Here is a 17979-nt window from a genome sequence, read left to right on the forward strand (position 1 = left end):
GAAACCGACTCTCGCCGCCCGCGCATCCCTTCCACGCGACTTCTTCCACAATGTCAAAAAGCAGCGGCACCAAACCCCGGGCATCACCCCGGACCGATACCTCCCGAACCTCACCCCCAGCCCAAAAAGAGCAGGAATTTCAGTCCGGTAGAGCCCCCCAGCAGTCAGCGGCAGAACCACCGTCCCGCCAGGGAGGCCGCCTTTTAGACCCCCCGGAGGACCCTGTCAAGCACTCTGTTGAAGGATCGTTGCGATCAATTCGACAGAGGCTGGAGGACCCAACCGCCGACCCCAATCCCGCCGAAGCGAAACCCGGGTCGGGCCGAAAACCGTCGGCGGCGCCTTGATCCCGCGAGCCATGCGGCAGCGCGGGGAGACGTCGTGGACCCCGGAAGGTCCGGCGGCTTTCTGCAGAGGTTCGGCGCGCCAAGGCGCCGAGGCGAATTCCCAATATACGGATGGCCCTGGTGCGGTGCAAGAGGAAATTCCACCAGCCTGCCCAGACCGCGCCGAGCGCACCAAACGGGGCGGCCTTGCATCGCCGCGCCGACTATATTACATTCCGTGCAGCGCAAATGCTGTGAATTACACTATTTTTGGAGTTTAATCATGAGCCAGCCCGCCCTTCGTGACGTTTCCCAGCCCACGCCGGCCGCCCGTGGCCAGATCTACGACGACATCCTGGCCACCATCGGCGCCACGCCGCTGGTCCGCCTGGCGCGCCTCGGGGCCGACACCGGGGCCCAGGCCACCCTTCTTGGCAAGTGCGAGTTCTTCAACCCGCTGGCCTCGGTGAAGGACCGCATCGGCCATGCCATGATCGAGGCGGCCGAGGCCGATGGCCGCCTGAAGCCCGGCGCCACCCTGGTCGAGCCGACCTCGGGCAACACCGGCATCGCGCTGGCCTTCGTGGCCGCCGCCAAGGGCTACCGGCTGATCTTGACCATGCCCGAGAGCATGTCCATCGAGCGGCGCAAGATGGTCGCCCTGCTCGGCGCCGAGCTGGTCCTGACCCCGGCCGCCAAGGGCATGAACGGCGCCGTCGAACGGGCCCGCGAGCTGGTCGGGGAGATCGACGGGGCGGTCCTGCTCCAGCAGTTCGAGAACCCCGCCAACCCCGCGGTCCACCGCCGGACCACGGCCGAGGAGCTGTGGATCGACACCAACGGCCGACTGGACGCGGTGGTCGGGGGCGTCGGCACCGGCGGCACCCTGACCGGCATCGGCGAGACCCTGAAGGCCCGCGACCCCGACCTGAAGATCATCGCCGTCGAGCCGGAGGACAGCCAGGTGCTGGCCGGTGGCACGCCGGGGCCGCACAAGATCCAGGGCATCGGCGCCAACTTCGTGCCGGCCATCCTCAACCGCTCGGTGCTCGACGAGATCATTCCCATCGGCAACGAAAGCGCCTTCGCCATGGCCCGTCGGGTCGCCAAACTGGAGGGTCTGCCGGTCGGCATCAGCTCCGGCGCCGCCCTGGCCGCCGCCGTCGAGGTGGCCAAGCGCCCGGAGATGGCCGGCAAGACCATCGCCGTCATCCTGCCCAGCTTCGCCGAGCGCTACCTGTCCACCGCGCTGTTCGAAGGCCTCGGCGGAGGGGCTTGATTTCCCGGGCTGGCGGCGGCCACATCGGGGCTTCCATCCCCCCGGAGTCGCCGCCATGCCCCTGACCGAGGACCACATCCAGCGCTACGCCCGCCACATCCTGCTGCCCGGAGTCGGCGGCGTGGGGCAGGAGAAACTGCTCGCCGCCCGGGTGCTGATCGTCGGCGCCGGGGGCCTGGGCTCGGCGCTCACCCTGTACCTGGCCGCCGCCGGAGTCGGCACCCTGCTGGTCGCCGACGACGACGTGGTGGAACCCTCCAACCTGCAACGCCAGGTCCTGCACAACCAGTCGCGTCTGGGGCAAAACAAGGCGGAAAGCGCCGCCCAGACGGTGGCCGCCCTGACCCCGGACGTCACCGTGCGGCCGATTCCCCACCGCCTCGATGCCACCACCGCGCCCGACTTGATCGACTCGGTCGACGTGGTCGCCGACGGCTGCGACAACTTCACCACCCGCCTGCTCGTCGGCGACCTCTGCCACCGCCAGGGCAAAACCCTGGTCTCGGCCGCCGTGCGCCAGTTCGACGGCCAACTGGCCACCTTCAAACCCGACGGCCCCTGCTACCGCTGCCTGGTGCCCGAGGAACCCCCACCCGGCGGAAACGCCTCGTGCACCGACGCCGGCATCCTGGGCAGCGTCGCCGGCACCCTGGGCACCCTGCAAGCCACCGAGGTGATCAAGGAACTGCTCGGCCTGGGCGAGTCGATGGCCGGCAGACTGCTCATCTACGACGGCCTCAATACCCAAACCCGAACCATCACCCTGCCCAAAGACCCCCACTGCCCGACCTGCGGCACACCCGCCGCATGATGAGACTCGGGCCGGCAGGCCAAGGGGCGCCGCCCCTTGGAACCCCGCTGGGGAGGCCGGGGGGCCTCCCCAGACCCCACCATGAGTCAAAACCCCACCGAGGGGGGCAAGCCCCCCTCGGTGGGGTTTTAAGTCACGGCGGGGGTCCGGGGGGCCCCTGGTCCCCCCGGCGGGGGTTCCAAGGGGGCAGCGCCCCCTTGGCCTGTCGATCCGAGGCTCAACGTGGGGAGGGGTGTGATGCCGGGTGGGGCGTATGTGTTGCGGTTGGGGGTGGGACCGGGGGTGTGGTTGGCGCCTGGGGTCTATTGGTATGCCGGCAGCGCCTATGGGCCTGGGGGGTTGCGGGCCCGGTTGGGGCGTCATCTGCGGCGCGACAAGGCGATTCGCTGGCATGTCGACCGCCTGACCGTGGAGCCGGCGGTCGAGGTCGGTTTCCTGGCCTTCCCGGGGGCCGGCGAATGCGCTCTGGTGGCCGCCCTGCTGGCCGCCGGGGCGACCGTTCCGGTGCCAGGCTTCGGCAGCTCGGATTGCCGGATTTGCCCCAGTCATCTGGTCTGCCTTGACGCATCCTCCGCCCAGATGGCGCGGATTCTCCGGGCCGCGCTCACGCCTCCGTGATCGGCGCAAGACCCACCTCACGCATGTGTTATTTCCCTGATCGGCTTCCCCCGGGCAGTCTTGGGTCTGTCGGCGGATGCGCCGGCCCGCAAGACCGGACAGACCCAAGAACCACCCAAGGAGGCTTTTCGCCATGACCCACAACACCGAGACCACCACCGCCCGCGCCCTGACCGCCGGCACCAGCCTGGCCGCCGCGCTGGTGGTGGCGCTGGCGATGACCGGCACCCCGGCCCAGGCGGCCGAGATGGAGAAGTGCTACGGCGTCGCCAAGGCGGGCAAGAACGACTGCCAGACGGCGACCAGCTCGTGCGCCGGCACCTCGAAGACCGACGGCCAGGGCGATGCCTTTATCGCCGTGCCCAAGGGCACCTGCGACAAGATCGTCGGCGGCTCGACCAGCCCCAAGATGTAGGGGCCATCCAGGCATCGCCGGGCGGCGGGAACCCCTCGAACCAGCGGTTCCCGCCGGCCCTTCCGCCCCCTTCCCCCGGAGTCGCCGCCATGACCACCGCCCCGCCCCTCGCCCCCCGGGCCGGGATCGGCCTCAAGTCCGAGCATTTCGCCGAGATCGCGGCCCGCCGCCCAGACCTCGGCTTTTTCGAGATCCACACCGAGAACGCCATGGGCAAGGGCGGTCCCTACCACGCCTGGCTGGCCGAGATTCGCCAGGACCATCCGCTGTCGCTGCATGGCGTGGGCATGTCGCTGGGCGGCGCCGAGCCGCCCGACCCCGGGCATCTGGCCCGCACCCGGGCCCTGGTCGAACGCTACCAGCCGGCCCTGGTCAGCGAGCATGTGGCCCTGTGCGGCCACGGCGCCACCTATCTGAACGACCTTCTGCCCCTGCCCTATACCGAGGAGTCGCTCAGGCGCCTGATCGCGCACATCCAGCGCATGCAGGAGGCCCTCGGCCGCCCCATCCTGATCGAGAACCCCTCGACCTACCTGCGCTTTGCCGAGAGCACCCTGGATGAGCCCGATTTCCTGGTCGCCGCCGCCGAGGCCGCCGGCTGCGGGCTGCTGATCGACGTCAACAACGTGGCGGTCAGCGCCACCAACCACGGCTTCGACGCGTCCGCCTGGCTGGACCGCATCCCGCCCCATCTGGTTGGCGAAATCCATCTCGCCGGGCACAGCCGCAAGGTCATCGACGGCACGGTGATCGCCATCGACGACCACGGCAGCCCGGTCGCCGACCCCACCTGGGCGCTGTTCCAGCACGCCCTGGACCGCTTCGGCCCGCGCCCCACCCTGATCGAGTGGGACGCCAACCTGCCGCCGCTCGACACCCTGCTCGCCGAGGCCGCACTGGCCGAACGCCATCTGGCCGCCCTCGCCCCGGACGCCGAAAGGATTGCTTCATGACCGCCTTCCCCCCGGCCGGCTTCCCCTTGGCCGGTTTCGTGGCCAACGCCCTGGGCCCCGGCCCGACGCCGGAGCTCATCGCCGCCATCACCGGCAACGGCCTGAGACCCGAACAGCGCCTGTCGATCCACCGCAACGCCACCCGCATCGGCCTGAGCGAGGCCCTGGCCGCCCACTATCCGGCCATCCAGCGGCTGGTCGGCGAAGAGTTTTTCGCCGCCCTGGCCGGGCGCTTCATCGAGGCCCACCCGCCGCGCACCCCGGTGCTGGCCGAGTGGGGCGGCGAGCTGGGGGATTTCCTGGCCGACTTCCCGCCCGCCGCCGGGCTGCCCTACCTGCCCGACGTGGCGCGCCTGGAATGGGCCATCAACGAGGTGCTCCACGAGGCCGACGCCACCCCGCTCGACACCGACACCCTGGGCGGCACCCTGGGCAACCTGGCCCCGGGGGTCCTGCCCCGGGTCCGTCTGGCCGTGCATCCGGCCCACCGCACCCTGGCCTCGCCCTGGCCGGTGGCCCGCATCGTCGCCGCCAACCGGGGCGAGGGCTGGGCCGAGAGATGGATCGAAGACGACAGCGCCACCATCAGCCTGGACGAGGGACCGGACCACCTGTTGATCCTGCGCCCGGAGATGGACGTCGCCGTGCTGCCCGTCGGGGCGCCGGGCCTGGCCCTGATCCAGGCCCTGGCCGCCGGCATGCCGCTCGGCGCGGCGCTGGCCGAGGCCAGTCCCGACAACGCCGACCCGGCCCGGCTGCTCGGCCGCCTGCTGGGCAGCCGCGTCATCGTCGGCGTCTCACTCTGAAGGGCCCCCGCCATGACCCCGGCCCTGTCCCGCCTTAGCGACCGCACCCACGCCCTGACCGCGCGCGCCGGCCGCCTGATCCCGCACGACCTGCTGGCCCTGCTGGCCCGCCTCGGGCTGGCCGGCATCTTCTGGCGCTCCGGGCAGACCAAGGTGGACGGTGACTTCACCATCACCAGCACCACCTACTTCCTGTTCGCCGACGAATACCAGGTGCCCCTGATCCCACCCGAATCCGCCGCCATCCTCGCCACCTGGGCCGAACACGTCCTTCCCATACTGCTCGTCCTCGGCCTGGCCAGCCGCCTCGGCGCCCTCGCCCTGCTCGCCATGACCGCCACCATCCAACTGTTCGTCTATCCCGCAAACTGGCCCGACCACACCCTGTGGGCCACCACCCTGCTCTACCTGATCGCCCACGGCCCCGGCCGCGCCTCCGCCGATCACCTGATCGCCGGCGCCCCGAGGAGGACCGACGGCAAGGGGGCGCCGCCCCCTTGACCCCCGCCGGGGGGACCTGGGGTCCCCCCGGACCCCCGCCGTGAGTCAAAACCCCACCGAGGGGGGCAAGCCCCCCTCGGTGGGGTTTTAAGTCATGGTGGGGTCTGGGGAGGCCCCACGGCCTCCCCAGCGGGGATCAAAGGGGCAGCGCCCCTTTGCGGTGGGCCCTCTCGGGGCGCCGGCGATCAGATGCGGTGGAACTGGCGGTACCAGTGGACGAAGTTGGGCACGCCTTCTTCGACGCTGGTCTGGGGTTGGTAGCCGGTATCGTGGCTCAGGGCGCTGATGTCGGCGTGGGTGCTGGGCACGTCGCCGGGTTGCATGTCGAGCAGGCGGCGTTGGGCTTTCATGCCCAGGGTTTTTTCCAGCACCTCGATGAAGTCGTTGAGGGCCACCGGGGCGCCGCGGCCGATGTTGTAGACCCGGAAGGGGGCGATGCCGCTGGTGTCGGGGCGCGGGTTGGCCGGGTCCCAGTCGGGATCGGGGGTGGGGATGTGGTCGAGCACCCGCAGCACGCCATCGACGATGTCGTCGATATAGGTGAAGTCGCGGGCCATCCGGCCGTGGTTGAAGACCTCAATCGGCTGCTCGGCCAGCATCGCCTTGGTGAACTTGAACAGCGCCATGTCGGGCCGCCCCCAGGGCCCGTAGACGGTGAAGAAGCGCAAGCCCGTGGTCGGCAGGTTGAAGAGGTGGGCGTAGGCGTGGGCCATCACCTCGTTGGCCCGCTTGGTGGCGGCATAGAGGCTCATCTGGTGGCCGACGCCCTGGGTCTCGGCGAACGGCTGGGCGGTGTTGGCGCCGTAGACCGAGCTGGTCGAGGCATAGACCAGATGCGCGACCTCGGCCGCCCGGCAGCATTCCAGCAGGTTGGCGAAGCCGACCAGGTTGCTGTCCACGTAGGCGCCGGGGTTCTCGACGCTGTAGCGCACCCCGGCCTGGGCGGCGAGATGGATCACGGCGCGCGGCTTGTGCTCGGCGAAGGCGGCGTCCAGCGCGGCGCGGTCGGCCAGATCGCGGCGCACCTCGGTGAAGCCGGGGTAGGCCTTCAACTGGTCCAGCCGGGCTTCCTTCAGGGCCGGGTCGTAGTAGGCGTTGACCACGTCGAAGCCGACCACGCGCCGCCCCGCCTTTAGCAGCCGGCGCGCGGTGTGAAAGCCGATGAAGCCGGCGCTGCCGGTGACAAGAATGGTCATGGGGTCGGGACGGGGTGGCCAGAGGGACGAAAATCGCGGTTCCCTGAAGTGCCCCAACCGCCGCCCGATTGCAACCGCGCGATCAAACTGGCTGATGAAAGCGGACGATCCAACCGGCTGTCTTGCCGGCGGCCCCGGATAGGGGCTACCAAGGCGCGCTTGGCAACAGGAGAGAGCCACCGTGCAGTATTTCACCCGCCTTGCCGTGATCGGCGCCGGGGCCTGGGGCAGCGCCCTGGCCCAGACCGCCCGCCGGGCCGGCCGCCAGGTCTGTCTGTGGGCCCACGAGCCTGAGACCGCCCGGGCCATCACCGAGGACCACGCCAACCCCGACTATCTGCCCGACGTGGCGCTCGACCCCGGCATCACCGCCACCGCCGATCTGGCCCAGGCGCTGGCCGGGGCCGAGGCGGTGCTGCTGGTCACCCCGGCCCAGCATCTGGCCACCGTCGGCGCCCAGGCGGCCGCCCACTGGCCCTTGGGGCGGGGCGGACGGCCGGTGCCGGCGGTCATCTGCGCCAAGGGCATCGCCCTGGACAGCGGCCGGCTGATGAGCCAGGAGGCGGCCCGCGTGCTGCCCGCCGGCACCCCGCTGGCGGCGCTCTCCGGGCCCACCTTCGCCGCCGAGGTGGCGCGCGGCCTGCCGACCGCCGTCACCCTGGCCTGCGCCGACGCCGAGCTGGGCGCCGCCCTGGTCGAGACGCTGGGCGGCCCCAGCTTCCGCCCTTACCTGAGCGACGATCTGATCGGCGCCGAGGTGGGCGGCGCGGTGAAGAACGTGCTGGCCATCGCCTGCGGCATCGTCGAGGGGCGCGGCCTGGGCGACAACGCCCGCGCCGCCCTGATCACCCGGGGTCTGGCCGAGATCACCCGCCTCGCGGTGGCCCTGGGCGGGCAGCCGGGCACGGTGATGGGCCTGTGCGGGCTGGGCGACCTGATGCTCACCGCCAGTTCGCTGCAATCGCGCAACTATTCCCTTGGCGTGGCGGTCGGCCAGGGGCACAGCGCGGCCCAGGTGATGGCCGGGCGGCGCGCCGTGACCGAGGGCGTGAGCACCGCCCAGGCGCTGGCCGGGCTGGCCGAAACCCTGGGCGTGGAGATGCCGATCTGCCAGGCGGTGAACGCCATCGTCCACCAGGACGCCGACCTGGACGATACCATCAGCGGGCTGCTCAACCGGCCGTTCAAAATGGAAGGAAACTGAGCCCGACCGCCCCCCCTGCGCCTTGGCAGGCGGGGCCGCTTGCGGCATGTTGAGCCCCCTTTTCACGCTTGCCGAGGAATTCCCAGATGGTGGTTGTGCCGGCCTCCCTTGCCGAATTTTCCCAGATCCTGGGCAGTCTGCCCGGCCCCGACAAGACGGCCCGCGCCGCCGCCGAGGCGCGCGAGCCGCAACTGACCAAGCCGGCCGGCTCGCTGGGCCGGCTGGAGGAGTTGGCCCACTGGCTGGCCGCCTGGCAGGGGCGCCATCCGCCCCGGGTCGAGCGGGCCCACTGTCTGGTCTTCGCCGGCAACCACGGGGTGGCGTCGCGCGGGGCCTCGGCCTTTCCGCCCGAGGTGACGGTGCAGATGGTGGCCAACTTCCGCGCCGGCGGGGCGGCCATCAACCAGTTGTGCCGCGCCTCGGGGGTCGATTTCGAGGTCATCGAGCTGGAGCTCGACCGCCCCACCGCCGACTTCACCCAAGGCCCGGCGATGAGCGAGGAAGAGTGCGTGCGTGCCATCGTCACCGGCATGCAGGCGGTGCCCGACGACATCGACCTTCTGACCCTGGGCGAGATGGGCATCGCCAACACCGCCGCCGCGGCGGCCGTCTGCCTGGGCCTGTACGGCGGCACGGCCAGTGACTGGACCGGCCCGGGCACCGGCCTGTCGGGCGCCGCGCTGGACCGCAAGACCGAGCTGGTCGCCGCCGGCGCCGAGGCCAACAAGGCGTTGCTGGGCGATCCGTTGCAGGCCCTGCGCTGCCTGGGCGGGCGCGAGCTGGCGGCCATCGCCGGGGCGGTGGTGGCGGCCCGGCTGAAGCGCGTGCCGGTGCTGCTCGACGGCTTCATCTGCTGTGCCGCGGCGGCGCCGCTGGCCTCGGTGGCGCCGCACGCCCTGGACCACTGCCGCGTCGCCCATGGCTCGGCCGAGCCGGGACATCGCCGTCTGGTCGCCCGGCTGGGCGGACCGGCGCCGCTGCTCGACCTGGGGATGCGCCTGGGCGAGGCCTCCGGGGCCACCCTGGCGGTGCCGCTGTGCCGCGCCGCGGCGGCCTGCCATGGCGGCATGGCCACCTTCGCCGAGGCGGCGGTCAGCGAGTCGCCCCCCGTCGCCTGAGCGGTGCGGGGCGCGGGGGCCGGTCGAGACCGGGCAACAATCGGTCGGGATTGGGACCCGGGCGGAAATATTCGCCTTCCCTAATGTATCGGGACCTTCTATAGTTGTCGGCCTCACCCCACCGGTTCGCCGTCAGCAAGGGAGCCCGCCCCGACATGCCCAAGCACCGCCTTCCGCCCGGCCTCAGTCGCCGCGACCTGTTCAAGCTGGGCGCCGCCGGCGCCGCGCTCAGTGCCGTCCCGCTGTCCTCGGCGCAGGCGGCGCGCAAGGTGCCGACCAAGGCGCGCATCGTCATCGCCGGGGCCGGGGCGGCCGGGCTGTCGATGGCCTCGACCCTGGCCCAGCGCCTGGAGGGGGCCACCATCACCCTGGTCGACGCCCGCCAGAAGCACTTCTATCAGCCCGGCTTCACGCTGATCGCCGGCGGCCTGAAGCCGCAGGAGTACGCGGTGTCGAACACCGCCCAGTACGTCGCCGACGGGGTCGAGTGGATCGAGGAAGCGGTGGCCGAGTTCGACCCCGAGGGCAACCGCGTGGTCACCGCCTCGGGCCGGTCGGTGCCCTACGATTATCTGGTGCTGGCCACCGGCATGCGCCTCGACTACGACGCCATCGAGGGCATGGACACCGGGCGCATCGGCCAGAACGGCCTGGGCAGCCACTACGCCGGCCCGGAAGCCGCCGCCGCCACCTGGGGCGCCATGGCGCGCTTTGTCGAGGAAGGCGGCCGGGGCGTCTTCCTGCGCCCGGCGACCGAGATGAAATGCGCCGGCGCCCCCCTGAAATACACCTTCATCACCGATGATCGGCTGCGCCAGGCGGGCAACCGGGGCAAGGCCGAGCTGGTCTACGCCTGCCCGCAGGGCTCGCTGTTCAGCGTGCCCATCGTGCACGAGAAGGTGCGCATGCTGTACCGCGACCGGGGCGTCGAAAGCCGCTATCAGCACACCCTGACCGCCATCGACCTGGGGGCCAAACGGGCCACCTTCGCCACCCCGGACGGGCCCCGGGAGATCGACTACGACTTCATCAACGTGATCCCGCCCATGCGGGCGCCGAAGGCGGTGCAGGACAGCCCCCTGCCGTGGGCCGACAAGTGGGTCGACCAGGGCTGGGCCGAGGTCGACATGCACACCCTGAAACACGGCCGCTTCGACAACATCTGGGCGGTCGGCGACATCGCCGGGGTGCCCAAGGGCAAGACGGCGGCCAGCGTCAAATGGCAGGTGCCGGTGGCGGCCGAGCATCTGGTGGCGACCATCGCCGGGGTGGACAGCGAGGCCAGCTACAACGGCTACACCTCGTGCCCGCTGATCACCCAGCTGGGGCGGGCGATGCTGGTCGAGTTCGACTACGACAACAACCTCACCCCCTCCTTCCCGGGCATCGTCGCGCCGCTGGAGGAGCTGTGGATCACCTGGGTGATGAAGACCATCGCCCTGAAGCCGACCTACATCGCCATGCTGCGCGGCGAAGCCTGAGAAACCGGGAGGAGACACCCAATGGATACCCTCGACCCGATGGTCTTTCTCGCCGTCCTGCAGGAGATGATGGGCCCCCTGCTGTGGCTGCTCATCGCCGTCTCGGTGCTCGGCACCGGCAGTTGCCTGTTCGTGCTGTGGCGCGAGGGCGGCCTGGACAGCCGCCGTCTGATCCGCTCCGAGCTGATCGGCGTGGTCGGCGGCTTCGCCGCCCTGGCCCTGATGGCCTGGGTCACCGTGTCCGGCTTCACCGATGCCGGCGGCCCGGTCGACTGGCTCTTGATCGGCATCATCTGGGGCATGGGGCTGGTTGGCACCACCATCCTGGCCTATGCCATCCAGGGCCTGATCCGGCTGGCCCGGCCGCCGGTGTGGGAGTAGGGATCGCCCGGACCGGCTGAAAAACCTATGGCATCAAGCACATAAGGCACACCGCGCCAGCGCCGGACGGCGCACCGGAAATCCACCGTGACTGTGCCATCCGCGGCTTCGGTGGTTCTGCTCTTGGCGCGCCCGGCGGGCTCGGGCTACCCTGTGTTTCGGGGGCCTTGAGCCAAGAGCGAGGTGCGGTGTGCCAGATCTGTCGGCCCGGGCCACGGGTGCCCGGCGCTCCGTTTCGTGGCGACGCCTGAGCCTTTGGGCTCTCGTCCTTGGCGTCGTGCTTCAGCTTGGCCCGGCCGCCGGCCTCGGCCATCCCCACCCGGACGCGGAAAGCCCGTCGCTGCTGGCCCGGCATCCGTTGTCGCTGGCCATCGCCGGACTGCTGCTGGCCGTCGCCGGGCTGCTCATCCACCAGGCGAGGCTGAACCGCCGCCGGCGGGCCGAGGTGGCCCGCCTCGAGCGCCAGGACCAGACCCTGGCCCGGCGCGACGCGCGCATCGCCCAGCTCAGCGCCATCCTCAGGAACTCGGCGGTCGGCATCGGCATGGTCGACGGCCAACGCCGCCTTATCGAGGCCAACGACCGCATGGCCGAGATGTTCGGCTACGACAGCCCCGGGCAGATGATCGGCCTGTCGGTGCGCGACCTGCACGTCTCCGAGGAGAGCTTCCTGGCCTTCGGCAAAAGCCACTTCACGCCGCTCGCCGAGGGTGACCAGATCCACATCGAATACCCCCTGCGGCGGCGCGACGGCAGCCCCATGTGGTGCCTGCTGTCGGGCCGCGCCATCGACGACGGCCGCCCGGCCGACCTGAGCCAGGGCGTCACCTGGGTGATCGACGACGTCTCCGAACAGAAGGCGTTGCGCGAACGGCTGCTCGCCGCCACCCAGGCCGCCGAGGCGGCCAACGTGGCCAAGTCCGAGTTCCTGGCCAACATGAGCCACGAGTTGCGCACCCCCCTCAATGCCATCATCGGCTTTTCCGAGGCGATGAGCCTGAAGGCGCTGGGCGAGTTGCCGGAAGCCTATCGCGACTACGCGGCGCTGATCCATCGCAGCGGCCACCACCTGCTGGAGGTCATCAACCAGATTCTCGATCTGGCCAAGATCGAGGCCGGCCGCCTGGAGCTGGAACGCAGCGTCGAGGACATGCGCGGATTGATCGACGACGTGCTGGCCGTGCTGACCGACTGGGCGGCCGACAAGGGCCTGAGCCTGGACAACCGCACCGCCGCCCTGCACACCCTGGTGGTCGACCGCACCCGGGTCAAACAGGCGCTGTTCAATGTGATCGGCAATGCCATCAAGTTCACCGAGCACGGCGGCGTGGTGATCACCAACCGCTGCGGTGGCGGCTGGCACCGCATCGTGATCAGCGACACCGGCTTCGGCATGACGCCCGAGGAGCAGGAGATCGCCCTCAAGCCCTTCGGCCAGGTGCACGGCCACTCGCTGAACCGGCGCCACCAGGGGACCGGGCTCGGCCTCAGCATCAGCCAGGAAATCCTGCGCCTGCATGGCGGCGAGTTGCGGATCGACAGCACCCCCGGCGAGGGCACCACGGTCACCCTGGCCTTCCCGGAGGACGCCCTCAACCCGGGCCACCCGGCCCGCCCGGACGGCTGACACCGTCACCGGCCTGGCCGAAAGACCTCTCAATCGCCGGCTTGGCCGAAAGACCCTTCAATCGCCGGCTTGGCCGGAGACCCGTCAATCCCCGGCTTTGCCGGAACCCTTTGAAGTGCCGGCTTTGCCGGAACCCTTTGAATAGCCGGCTTTGCCGGAACCTCTCTATCGCCGGCTTTGCCGGAACCCTTTGAATAGCCGGCTTTGCCGGCGGGGCGAAACGGCGTAAACCAAACCTCATGGCCAGCCATCCACGCCGCCCGTCGACCATCGAGCGCGCGCCGGCGGAAGGGTTCTTCCGCCCGGTGCTGTTCGTCGTCGGCATCCTCAACGTCATCCTGGGCGGCTTCATGCTGGTCCCGGCGGCGGCCGACCTGATGGCCGACAACCCCGACTGGCAGGCCTTCGCCCTGTCGGCGGCCACCGTCGGCTTTCTCGGCGCCGGCACGTCCCTGGCCACCCGCCAGCCGGCGATCACCCTCAACCGGCGCCAAAGCTTCCTGCTCACCGCGCTGGCCTGGACCACCCTGCCGCTGGCCGGGGCGATGCCGTTCCTGTTCGCCGACTTCGGGATGAGCCCGATCGATGCCGTCTTCGAGGCGGTCTCGGGCATGACCACCACCGGCTCGACGGTGCTCACCGGGCTCGACGTCCTGCCCCCGGGCATCCTTTTGTGGCGCAGCCTGCTGCAATGGACCGGCGGGATCGGCATCATCGTCATGGCGATCGCCATCGTGCCCTTCCTGCGGGTCGGCGGCATGCAGCTTTTCCGCACCGAGTCGTCGGACCGCTACGACAAGGCGCTGCCCGGCGCGGCCCAGATGGTGAAGGCCATCATCGGCGTCTACACCGGCCTGACAGGGCTGTGCGCCCTGGCCTACTGGGCCGGCGGCATGAGCCCCTTCGATGCCGTCAACCACGCCCTGACCACCCTGCCGACGGGCGGCTTCTCGACCCACGACGACTCCTTCGGCCATTTCGACTCGCCGCTGCTGCAATGGACCGGGGCGCTGTTCATGATCGCCGGCGCGCTGCCCTTCACCCTTTATGTGATGGGCCTCGCCGCCGGGCGCTGGCGGCCCCTGCTGACCGACGCCCAGGTGCGCCTGTTCCTCGCCTCGGTCGGCCTGGCCACCGGGGTGCTGACGGTGATGCTGCTGGCCAACGGCCACGCCGGGGAAGAGGCCCTGCGGCTGGCCGCCTTCCATGTGGTCTCGGTGATCACCACCACCGGCTATGCCATCGGCGACTACAGCCACTGGGGCGCCTTCGCCATGGTCATCTTCTTCTACCTGACCTTCTGCGGCGCCTGCGCCGGCTCGACGGCGGGCGGCATCAAGATGCTGCGGGTCGGGGTGATGCTGGAGACCTTCCGCGTCTACCTGCGCCATCTGGTGTTTCCCAGCGGCACCTTCATCCCGCGCTTCAACCGGCGCCGGATCGAGGTCGAGGAGATGGGCTCGGTGATGGTCTTCGTGCTCGCCTTCGCCGCCGCCATCGCCCTGGCGGCGATGATCCTCGGCGCCTTCGGGCTCGATCTGGTGACCAGCCTGACCGCCGCCGCCACCGCGGTGGCCAACGTCGGGCCGGGGCTGGGGCCGGTGGTCGGCCCGGCGACCACCTTCGCCAGCCTGCCCGACGGCGCCAAGCTGACCCTGTGCGGCGCCATGATCCTGGGGCGGCTGGAAATCTTCACCGTGCTGGTGCTGCTCAGCCCGACCTACTGGCGGAATTGAGGCGCCGCGATCACCCCGCGTCGAGCACCTCGCGCACCGTCTCGGCCAGGGTTTTCAGGCTGAACGGCTTGGGCAAAAAGGTGAGGTCCGGGCCGGGGGCCAGATCGCCCCGGCTGATCTCCTCGGAATAGCCGGACATCAGGATGATCTTGAGGTCGGGCCGCTCGGTGCGGACCAGCCCGGCCAGGGTGGCGCCGTCCATGCCGGGCATCACCATGTCGGTCAGCATCAACTGGATCGGCCCGGCGTCGCGCAGCACGTCCAGCGCCCCCTCGCCGCTCGCCGCCTCCAGCACCTGATAGCCCCGGTTGCGCAGGGCGCGGGCGGCGAAGATGCGCACCGCGTCCTCGTCCTCGACCAGCAGCACCGTCTCGCCGCCGCCGGGGGTTTCGGCGACCGGCGCCGCCGCTTCGGCCGGGCCGTCCGCCGGGACATTGGCCGGGGCGGCCGGCGGCTCGGCGGCGGCCTCGGCGCGCGGCAACAGGATGGTGAAGGTGGTGCCCTCGCCGGGGGTCGATTCGACAAGGACGAACCCGCCGGTCTGGCGCACGATGCCATAAACCGTGGCCAGCCCCAGCCCCATGCCGGCGCCGCCCGGGCGCTGGGCGGCGCCCTCCTGGTCCGGGGTCTTGGTCGAGAAGAAGGGCTCGAAGATGCGCGGCAGGTTCTCCGGCGCGATGCCGGTCCCGGTGTCGGCGACGGTAATCGCCACGTAGTCGCCGGGCGGGATCACCTCGACCCCGCGCGGCGTCGGCTTGTCGATCCGCCGGCTCTCGGTGGCAATGCCCAGCATGCCACCGCGCGGCATGGCATCGCGGGCGTTGACGGCAAGGTTGATGATCACCTGATCGAACTGCCCGGGATCGACCCGCACCGCCCCCAGGTCGCGGCCGTGGGTCAGCTTCAGCTCGATGCGCTCGCCCAGCAGGCGGCGCAGCAGGTGCGACATCTCGCCCAGGCTCTCGCCCACCTCCAGGCGTTCCGGGCGCAGCGGCTGCTTGCGCGAGAAGGCCAGAAGCTGGCGCACCAGATTGGCCGCCCGGTTGGCGTTCTGCTTGATCTGCATGATGTCGGCGAAGGACGGATCGCCGGCCCGGTGGCGGTTCAGCAAAAGATCGCAGAAGCCGATCATGGCGGTCAGCAGGTTGTTGAAGTCGTGCGCCACGCCGCCCGCCAACTGGCCCATGGCCTGGATCTTCTGGGCCTGGGCGAACTGGGCCTCCAGGGTCTTCTGGGCGGTGGCGTCGAGCAGCACGGCCAGCCACGCCCCGGCCGGCCGGGGCGCCGGGCCGAGGAACAGGCCGACCACCCGCTCGGTGGCGCCATCGCGGGACCCGCCACCCGGCGGGGTGGCAAGGCGCAGTTGCAGGCTGTCGGCGCTGTCGCGGGCCAGCGCCTGGGCCAGCAGCGGGCGGTCCTCCTCGGCCATCAGCTCGGCCAGCGGGCCTTCCGGCAGGGTGCCCTCGGGCAGGCCAAGAATGGGGGCCAGGGCCGGGTTGGCCTCGATGACCAGCCCATCGCCGTCGAGCAGGGCCAGACCGACCGGCACCGCGCCGGCCAGCTCGGCCAGTCCGGGCGGCGCCACCGCCGGGCGAAGGCCGGGGGCGGCCGCGTCGTCGGCCCGCAGGACCACGGTGCGGGTGCGCGTCTCGCCACCGGCGTCGTACAGGCCCTGGACCACCTCGGCGGGCAGCGGCGCCGCCTCCGGGTGGCGCGGGCGCAGGGTCAGCCGGCCGCGCCATTCGCCGTCCGGATCGGGACGTTCGGGGCCCTCCAGCACCTCGGCCAGAGGCTGCCCGGTCAGCCCCTCGGGGGTGTCGTCCAGCCACTCGGCGAGGCGCTGGTTGACGTAGCGCAGCCGTCCCTCGGCGTCGGCCGAGTACAGGCCGACCGGCAGGAAATAGAGAAAGTCGCCCAGGTCGTCGCGCTCGGCGGCCAGCACCTCGGCGATGTCGCGCCGCGCCGCCATGTCCTCGGCCGTCCACAGCCGGCCGCCGGCGGGCAGCGGGCGCACCGAGGCCCGGCCGCGCGGCGCCGCGTCGCCAGCCCCGGCCAGATCCCCCGGCAGGCGCACCTCGGCCGCCTCGGCGCGGCCCAGCCCGGCCGCCCGGGCGAGCCGCTCGGCGCCATCGGCGGCCGCCACATCGCCCACCCGCTCGGCCGCCGCGGCCAGGGCCAGGGCCGGTTCCAGATCGCCGAACAGGTGGCGCCAGGCGGCATTGGCGCGGACCACCCGGCCGCCCCGGTCGAGCACCGCGCGGGCCACGCCATCGGCCTCGAACAGGTGGTCCAGCGCGGCGCCGACCAGCCGTTGGCGGCGCCGCCGCTGCCAGCGCCCCAGCGGCCCGCCCAGGCCCAGCCCGAACAGCCCCGCCGCCGTGGCCACCAACCCGCCGACCATCAGTTCCACCGCGTTCCCTCCCCGCCCGTTCCGGCGCGCCGTCCGGCGCCGCCGCGCAGCCGCATCACGTAGCCGATCACCTCGGCCACCGCCTTGTAGTGCTCCGGCGGCACTTCCTGATCGATCTCGACCGAGGCGTAAAGGGCGCGCGCCAGCATCGGGTTCTCGACCACCGGCACCTCGTGGGTGACGGCCAGTTCGCGCATCCGCCGGGCCAGATAGTCGACCCCCTTGGCGGTCAGCACCGGGGCGCCCATGGTCTCCATGTCATAGCGCAGGGCGACCGCGTAGTGGGTCGGGTTGGTGATCACCACGTCGGCCCGCGGCACCGCCGCCATCATGCGCTGGCGGTGGCGCTCGAAGCGGATCTGCCGGATCTTGGCCTTGATCTGCGGGTTGCCCTCCACGTCCTTGTGCTCGTCCTTGACCTCCTTCTTGGTCATTTTCAGCTTCTTGCGGTGGCTGTAGCGCTGCCAGGCCAGATCGGCGGCGGCGATCACCACCATCAGCAGGGTGACGGTCAGGAACAACAACAGCAGCAGGTCGCGCAGCAACTCCATGGTCGCCGGCAGGGCCATGTCGAGGATCTGGCTGGGATGGGGCATCTGCGGCCAGATGATCAGCCACAGCAGCAGGCCGACGATGATCACCTTGAGCAGGCCCTTGCCCACCTCGACCACCTGGTTCATGGAGAACAGGCGCTTGAACCCGGAGATCGGGCTGATGGTGGACAGCTTGGGGATCATCTTCTTGGGCGTGTAGAGCAGGCCGACCTGCCACACCGAGCCCAGGATGGCCAGCGCCACGAACAGCGACACCGGCAGGGCCAGGGCCAGGGCGACCTCGCCCAGGGTGCCGAAGGTCTGGTCGATGACATTGGACGGGGTGTCGACGCGGATGCTGTCGGCGTGCTCCACGTAGCGGGTCAGGGCGCGGCCGATCCAGCCGACCACCAGGGGCGCCATGGTGGCCAGGGCCACCGTCACCCCGAACAGGGCGAACAGGTTGCGCACCTCGGTCGACATCGGCACGTCGCCATCCTCGCGCGCCTTGCCCAGGCGACGTTCGGTCGGCTCCTCGGTCTTTGAGTCCTTGTCTTCCTCGGCCATCGCCGCCGGCCCGCTTT

At 71.0% G+C, this 17979-nt stretch carries 16 protein-coding genes; 13 read left to right on the top strand and 3 right to left on the bottom strand.

All coding sequences use genetic code 11. The annotated features are described in order from the left end of the window. Positions 1 to 609 precede the first annotated feature (609 nt). The 7 genes from cysK to BLR95_RS11920 all read left to right on the top strand — a co-directional run bounded on the left by cysK (position 610) and on the right by BLR95_RS11920 (position 5709). Positions 610 to 1605, top strand: coding sequence for a cysteine synthase A (gene cysK / locus BLR95_RS11890; RefSeq protein WP_092620338.1), 996 nt, complete (start codon positions 610 to 612; stop codon positions 1603 to 1605). Between the two features lie 55 nt (positions 1606 to 1660). Next, the gene (locus tag BLR95_RS11895; RefSeq protein ID WP_092620341.1) at positions 1661 to 2416 is read left to right on the top strand and encodes a HesA/MoeB/ThiF family protein; all 756 of its coding nucleotides are present in this window, start codon (positions 1661 to 1663) and stop codon (positions 2414 to 2416) included. Positions 2417 to 2653: 237 nt separating this feature from the next. Further along, positions 2654 to 3034: a GIY-YIG nuclease family protein gene (locus tag BLR95_RS11900; protein WP_092620344.1), complete on the top strand. Its 381-nt coding sequence runs from the start codon at positions 2654 to 2656 to the stop codon at positions 3032 to 3034. 133 nt (positions 3035 to 3167) lie between these two features. Beyond that, positions 3168 to 3449, top strand: coding sequence for a BufA1 family periplasmic bufferin-type metallophore (locus BLR95_RS11905; RefSeq protein ID WP_176787822.1), 282 nt, complete (start codon positions 3168 to 3170; stop codon positions 3447 to 3449). A gap of 89 nt (positions 3450 to 3538) precedes the next feature. Beyond that, a complete protein-coding gene (bufB, locus tag BLR95_RS11910) occupies positions 3539 to 4402 on the top strand; it encodes an MNIO family bufferin maturase (protein WP_092620347.1) in 864 nt (287 codons plus the stop codon). Further along, positions 4399 to 5208, top strand: coding sequence for an HvfC/BufC N-terminal domain-containing protein (locus BLR95_RS11915; protein WP_092620350.1), 810 nt, complete (start codon positions 4399 to 4401; stop codon positions 5206 to 5208). Before bufB ends, BLR95_RS11915 begins: the two co-directional genes overlap by 4 nt. A gap of 12 nt (positions 5209 to 5220) precedes the next feature. Further along, complete coding sequence (locus BLR95_RS11920) at positions 5221 to 5709, top strand: DoxX family protein (RefSeq protein WP_092620354.1); 489 nt, start codon at positions 5221 to 5223, stop codon at positions 5707 to 5709. Between the two features lie 185 nt (positions 5710 to 5894). On the opposite strand, the gene BLR95_RS11925 is transcribed toward BLR95_RS11920, so the two are convergent. Further along, complete coding sequence (locus tag BLR95_RS11925; RefSeq protein WP_092620357.1) at positions 5895 to 6905, bottom strand: NAD-dependent epimerase; 1011 nt, start codon at positions 6903 to 6905, stop codon at positions 5895 to 5897. A gap of 181 nt (positions 6906 to 7086) precedes the next feature. Here BLR95_RS11925 and BLR95_RS11930 point away from each other — a divergent pair, with 181 nt between their 5' ends. The 6 genes from BLR95_RS11930 to BLR95_RS11955 all read left to right on the top strand — a co-directional run bounded on the left by BLR95_RS11930 (position 7087) and on the right by BLR95_RS11955 (position 14452). Beyond that, positions 7087 to 8109, top strand: coding sequence for an NAD(P)H-dependent glycerol-3-phosphate dehydrogenase (locus BLR95_RS11930; protein ID WP_092620360.1), 1023 nt, complete (start codon positions 7087 to 7089; stop codon positions 8107 to 8109). A gap of 86 nt (positions 8110 to 8195) precedes the next feature. Further along, positions 8196 to 9227: a nicotinate-nucleotide--dimethylbenzimidazole phosphoribosyltransferase gene (cobT, locus tag BLR95_RS11935; protein ID WP_092620363.1), complete on the top strand. Its 1032-nt coding sequence runs from the start codon at positions 8196 to 8198 to the stop codon at positions 9225 to 9227. A gap of 155 nt (positions 9228 to 9382) precedes the next feature. After that, positions 9383 to 10708 (top strand): NAD(P)/FAD-dependent oxidoreductase, encoded by a 1326-nt coding sequence (locus tag BLR95_RS11940; RefSeq protein ID WP_092620366.1) that lies wholly within the window; start codon positions 9383 to 9385, stop codon positions 10706 to 10708. A 21-nt stretch (positions 10709 to 10729) separates the two neighbouring features. Continuing rightward, the gene (locus tag BLR95_RS11945) at positions 10730 to 11089 is read left to right on the top strand and encodes a DUF5368 domain-containing protein (RefSeq protein WP_092620369.1); all 360 of its coding nucleotides are present in this window, start codon (positions 10730 to 10732) and stop codon (positions 11087 to 11089) included. Positions 11090 to 11366: 277 nt separating this feature from the next. Next, the gene (locus BLR95_RS11950; protein ID WP_092620372.1) at positions 11367 to 12716 is read left to right on the top strand and encodes a PAS domain-containing sensor histidine kinase; all 1350 of its coding nucleotides are present in this window, start codon (positions 11367 to 11369) and stop codon (positions 12714 to 12716) included. Between the two features lie 239 nt (positions 12717 to 12955). After that, positions 12956 to 14452 (top strand): TrkH family potassium uptake protein, encoded by a 1497-nt coding sequence (locus BLR95_RS11955; protein ID WP_092620375.1) that lies wholly within the window; start codon positions 12956 to 12958, stop codon positions 14450 to 14452. A 10-nt stretch (positions 14453 to 14462) separates the two neighbouring features. Here the strand turns inward: BLR95_RS11955 and BLR95_RS11960 are convergent, their stop codons facing one another. Together BLR95_RS11960 and flhB are read right to left on the bottom strand one after the other, a co-directional pair. Further along, a complete protein-coding gene (locus BLR95_RS11960; RefSeq protein WP_092620378.1) occupies positions 14463 to 16853 on the bottom strand; it encodes an ATP-binding protein in 2391 nt (796 codons plus the stop codon). Next, complete coding sequence (gene flhB / locus BLR95_RS11965; RefSeq protein WP_092620381.1) at positions 16853 to 17962, bottom strand: flagellar biosynthesis protein FlhB; 1110 nt, start codon at positions 17960 to 17962, stop codon at positions 16853 to 16855. The genes BLR95_RS11960 and flhB overlap by 1 nt, the downstream gene beginning before the upstream one ends. Between the last annotated feature and the right edge of the window lie 17 nt (positions 17963 to 17979).

The organism is Roseospirillum parvum (assembly GCF_900100455.1).
Classification (GTDB): domain Bacteria; phylum Pseudomonadota; class Alphaproteobacteria; order Rhodospirillales; family Rhodospirillaceae; genus Roseospirillum; species Roseospirillum parvum.